This is a genomic window from Halomonas sp. (genome assembly GCF_041689495.1).
Classification (GTDB): Bacteria; Pseudomonadota; Gammaproteobacteria; order Pseudomonadales; family Halomonadaceae; genus Halomonas.
The window spans coordinates 1-3,530 of sequence record NZ_JBDNGD010000539.1; the positions used below are offsets into that span (position 1 = coordinate 1).

7 protein-coding genes are annotated in these 3,530 nt (G+C 63.5%); 3 read left to right on the plus strand and 4 right to left on the minus strand.

Translation table 11 applies throughout. The features are described 5' to 3' along the window. Window positions 1–678: DUF3581 family protein (locus tag ACESMD_RS15670; RefSeq protein WP_372614799.1), on the plus strand; the 678-nt coding region annotated here is incomplete at its 5' end. Window positions 679–725: 47 nt separating this feature from the next. Continuing rightward, complete coding sequence (locus tag ACESMD_RS15675) at window positions 726–1,301, plus strand: magnesium transporter CorA family protein (protein ID WP_372614802.1); 576 nt, start codon at window positions 726–728, stop codon at window positions 1,299–1,301. Between the two features lie 32 nt (window positions 1,302–1,333). On the opposite strand, the gene ACESMD_RS15680 is transcribed toward ACESMD_RS15675, so the two are convergent. Further along, on the minus strand, window positions 1,334–2,050 hold the full coding sequence (locus ACESMD_RS15680) for a DUF1499 domain-containing protein (RefSeq protein WP_372614804.1): 717 nt from the start codon (window positions 2,048–2,050) through the stop codon (window positions 1,334–1,336). On the opposite strand from ACESMD_RS15680, the gene ACESMD_RS15685 reads away from it, so the two are divergent. Further along, window positions 2,034–2,165, plus strand: coding sequence for a hypothetical protein (locus ACESMD_RS15685; RefSeq protein WP_372614806.1), 132 nt, complete (start codon window positions 2,034–2,036; stop codon window positions 2,163–2,165). The two genes, ACESMD_RS15680 and ACESMD_RS15685, sit on opposite strands and share 17 nt — an antisense overlap. Here ACESMD_RS15685 and ACESMD_RS15690 read toward each other — a convergent pair. The 3 genes from ACESMD_RS15690 to arfB are packed head-to-tail and all read right to left on the minus strand — an operon-like array spanning window position 2,162 to window position 3,508. Beyond that, on the minus strand, window positions 2,162–2,860 hold the full coding sequence (locus tag ACESMD_RS15690) for a pirin family protein (RefSeq protein ID WP_372614808.1): 699 nt from the start codon (window positions 2,858–2,860) through the stop codon (window positions 2,162–2,164). The two genes, ACESMD_RS15685 and ACESMD_RS15690, sit on opposite strands and share 4 nt — an antisense overlap. A gap of 46 nt (window positions 2,861–2,906) precedes the next feature. Then, entirely contained in the window at window positions 2,907–3,098 is a 192-nt protein-coding gene (locus tag ACESMD_RS15695; RefSeq protein ID WP_372614810.1) for a DUF1289 domain-containing protein, read from the minus strand. Beyond that, window positions 3,095–3,508 (minus strand): alternative ribosome rescue aminoacyl-tRNA hydrolase ArfB, encoded by a 414-nt coding sequence (arfB, locus tag ACESMD_RS15700; protein WP_372614812.1) that lies wholly within the window; start codon window positions 3,506–3,508, stop codon window positions 3,095–3,097. Before arfB ends, ACESMD_RS15695 begins: the two co-directional genes overlap by 4 nt. Between the last annotated feature and the right edge of the window lie 22 nt (window positions 3,509–3,530).

Genomic DNA, 3,530 nt, shown 5'->3' on the forward strand with positions numbered 1-3,530 from the left:
GTCCGTATTTCCGCGGAGCAGGCCAGCCGTTTCGCCAAGCATATTGCCGGCGACTATAACCCCATCCACAACACGGATGCGCGACGCTTCTGTGTGCCCGGTGATCTGCTCTTCGCCCTGGTGCTGAAGCAGTTCGGCCTTTCCCAGCGGATGAGTTTCCGTTTCCTGAACATGGTAAGCGGCGGGACCCTGCTGAGCTTCGTTGAGCACGATGACGGGCGCCTGAGTGTGAACGGCGACGATGGCAAGTGCTACCTGGAGGTCGAGCGTAGCGGAGAGACGACCCACGATGAAGCGATTCTGGAGGCCTTCACCCGCTGTTATGTGGCCTTTTCCGGCAAGAATTTCCCGCACTACCTCAAGCCGCTGATGGAAGAGGAGGGGGTGATGTTCAATCCGCGTCGCCCCCTGGTGATCTACGACAGTATGGGGTTCTCACTGGACAGCCTGGAGGGCTTGTCCCCGGGCCTGGAGCTGACCAGCTCGTCCCTCGATGTCATCGGCAAGCGGGCCGATGTGCTGCTCGAGTTCCTCATCCATGACAGGGGGGCTTCGGCCGGTACCGGTTCCAAGAAGCTGGTCGTCAGCGGCCTCCAGGCGTATGACCCGGCCGAGATGGATGCCATCGTCGACGAGTTCTATCGCCTCAAGGCCGCCTTCGAGGCCGAGGTTGAATGACTTGTCATAAGGTGCAGGAAAGCGTCCAGCCACAGGATGATCGAACCATGATACGGGTATTATTGCTGGATGCCTTCCATTGCCACCCCCTGGCCATCGACGATGCCCACCGCGAGCGCCACCCGCCGAAGATCGAGGAGTTCGAGCACCATACCCTGATCATCTATCGGGGCATCTCGAGCTTCGACAGGGAGCTGAACTATACCCCCCAGCAAATGGCCTTCTTCCTGAGTGACGACTACCTGATCAGCCTCCATCCTTCCGGGGCAGACAGCATCGATCATCTCTATCATCATGAGGGTGCCACCCTGCACGCCATCAACGATGTCTTCGAGCGCTTCGAGCGCCTGCACAGCCTGACCCAGATGTACTACGACATCTGCGGTGACCTGGTGGATGGCTATATTTCCATCAGTTCCCACCAGCTCAACATCACCATGCGGGTGCTCACGGTGATCACCGCCATCTTCGTGCCCCTGACCTTCCTCGCCGGCATCTATGGCATGAACTTCGCGCATATGCCGGAACTGACCTATCGCTATGGGTACCCGGTCCTGCTGCTGATGATGCTGGCCATCGGCGCGGGGTTGCTGTGGGTCTTCTGGCGCAAGAAGTGGCTATAGACCCGAGGCTTTACTCGTCGCGATGTGGCGGCCTAGTTCTCCAGACGACGCGCCAACGCCGCCAGGTAGGCCTGTATCCGCGCGGCATTGGTGCCCACGTCGCTGGTGCCGAGCCGCGAGGCGGAGCGCATGTCGACGCGCACGCCTTCCTGCGTGTCGGTCAGGCGAACGACCACGTCGTCCTTGAACCCGAACCAGAGGGTGGTGGCGGTGGCCTCGAGGATCGTATCGGTGACGGCGACCAGTTCCCAGCCGGATTCGAGGATCTCCGCCTGGGCCGCCTCGCGGACCCTTTCCAGGGGGGCATCCAGCAGGCGCGGCTGGATCTCGGGGTAGGCCTCCTCCTGTTGCCGGGCGGTGGCCTCGCCGGGATAGTCCACGGCATTGGGCGCCGCTTCCCTGGCCGGGACCAGGGCCTGGAAGGCCGGCGGATCGCGGGTATCGGTGGTGATGTCGTGGATGGGCGGCACCCCTTGAGCCTTCTGTACCTGAAGCCAGGGCACGGCGACGATGACGAGGCTGGCGACAACCAGCAGCCCGCTTGACAGGAGTCGCCCCAGGCGACCGGCGATCGCGGCCATGATCATGGCGACCAGCCCGATCGCGGCGGCGGCCAGCCCGATGAAGGCCCCATAGCGCAACATGCTGAAGGCATCGCCGAGGGGGAGCAGGCCCAGTCGGTAGGCGGGACCCGCCGCGGCAATCGACAGGGCCGCCAGGAGGAGCAGGATCATGCCGATCAGTGTCACCCTGAAGCCGACTCTCCTGCCGCGGGGCATGGGTCTCTGGTGGTTGGACATCGTGGTGTTTCCTCGCTCGGGGGTGGTGATGCTCGGCAGTCGTCCTGCGGCGTCGGCTGGCTAGCCCATGTCGAACAACAGCGCTTCCGCCGAATCGATGCCCCGCAACACGACCTCTTCCTCCTCGACGATGGACATGCCATCACCCGCCTCGAGGGGTTGGTCATTGACCTCCAGCGACCCGCGCGCCACCTGAACCCAGATCTTGCGATCGGCACGGGTGGCATGCTCGACCACGCTGCCCGCGTTCAGGCGGGTCACGTAGAGGTCGACATCCTGATGGATTACCAGGGCGTCATCGCGGCCATCCCGGGAGGCGACCAGGCGCAGGCGGTCCATCTTCTCGGCTTCGGGGAAGGTGCGCTCGGCGTAGTCGGGCGTCAGGCCGCCGCGCTCGGGAAGGATCCAGATCTGCAGGAAATGCACCCGCTCCTCTGCGGAGCCATTGAACTCGCTGTGGGTGATGCCGGTGCCCGCCGAGAGACGCTGGACGTCCCCGGGGCGGATGGACGAACCGTTACCGAGGCTGTCCTTGTGGGCCAGGGCACCCTCGAGCACATAGGAGATGATCTCCATGTCGCGATGGCCGTGGGTGCCGAATCCCTCGCCGGGCTGGACGCGGTCCTCGTTGATCACCCGCAGCGGGCCGAAGCCCATGTGGTTCGGATCGTGGTAGTCGGCGAAGGAGAAGGAATGGTAGCTCTCGAGCCAGCCGTGGTTGCCGTGCCCTCGCTCCTCTGCATGACGGATCTGGAACATTCGGATCTCCTGACGAGAATAGGTAGGGGGATATTATGGAAGAGGTTCAGGCATCGGTCACCCGAGAAGTAGTCTCGAGGCGATGCCAGACCGATGCCTTCTCGGTGTCGGTCATCCTGCCCCAGCGGGCGATTTCGTCCAGGGTGCGCCCGCAGCCCTCGCATTCCTGGGACGCCGGCACAATGCGGCACAGCTGGATGCAGGGAGAAGAGGGGCGGTGAGATGTCGCCTTCGTCATGGTGTGACCTTGCCTCTCAATGCCTTGGTCTTGCCCTTGCGGGTCTTGGTATCGACACGGCGACGCTGGGAGCCGCGGGTCGGTCTGGTCGGCTTGCGAACCTTGCGCTGCTTTATTGCCTCGCGAATCAGCTCGCGAAGGCGCTCCAGGGCATCCGCCCGATTCTGTTCCAGGGTGCGGAAACGCTGGGCCTTGATGACCACCACGCCCTCGCGGCTGATGCGCTGGTCGGAGAGGGCCATCAGCCGTTCCTTGTAGAAGGGCGGCAGGCTGGAGCGGGGGATGTCGAAGCGTAGATGGACGGCGCTGGCGACCTTGTTGACATTCTGGCCACCGGCGCCCTGGGCACGGATCTGGCTGAGCTCGATTTCCCAGTCGCCCAGTTCCACGGTATTGGAGATGTGCAGCATCGGGTCTCCTCGAGTCGGCGGA

Coding starts and splice junctions, on each gene's coding strand:
- ACESMD_RS15675 (WP_372614802.1), top strand. CDS start 726: ATGATACGGGTATTATTGCTGGATGCCTTCCATTGCCACCCCCTGGCC.
- ACESMD_RS15685 (WP_372614806.1), top strand. CDS start 2,034: ATGCCGATCAGTGTCACCCTGAAGCCGACTCTCCTGCCGCGGGGCATG.
- ACESMD_RS15690 (WP_372614808.1), bottom strand. CDS start 2,860: ATGTTCCAGATCCGTCATGCAGAGGAGCGAGGGCACGGCAACCACGGC.
- ACESMD_RS15695 (WP_372614810.1), bottom strand. CDS start 3,098: ATGACGAAGGCGACATCTCACCGCCCCTCTTCTCCCTGCATCCAGCTG.
- arfB (WP_372614812.1), bottom strand. CDS start 3,508: ATGCTGCACATCTCCAATACCGTGGAACTGGGCGACTGGGAAATCGAG.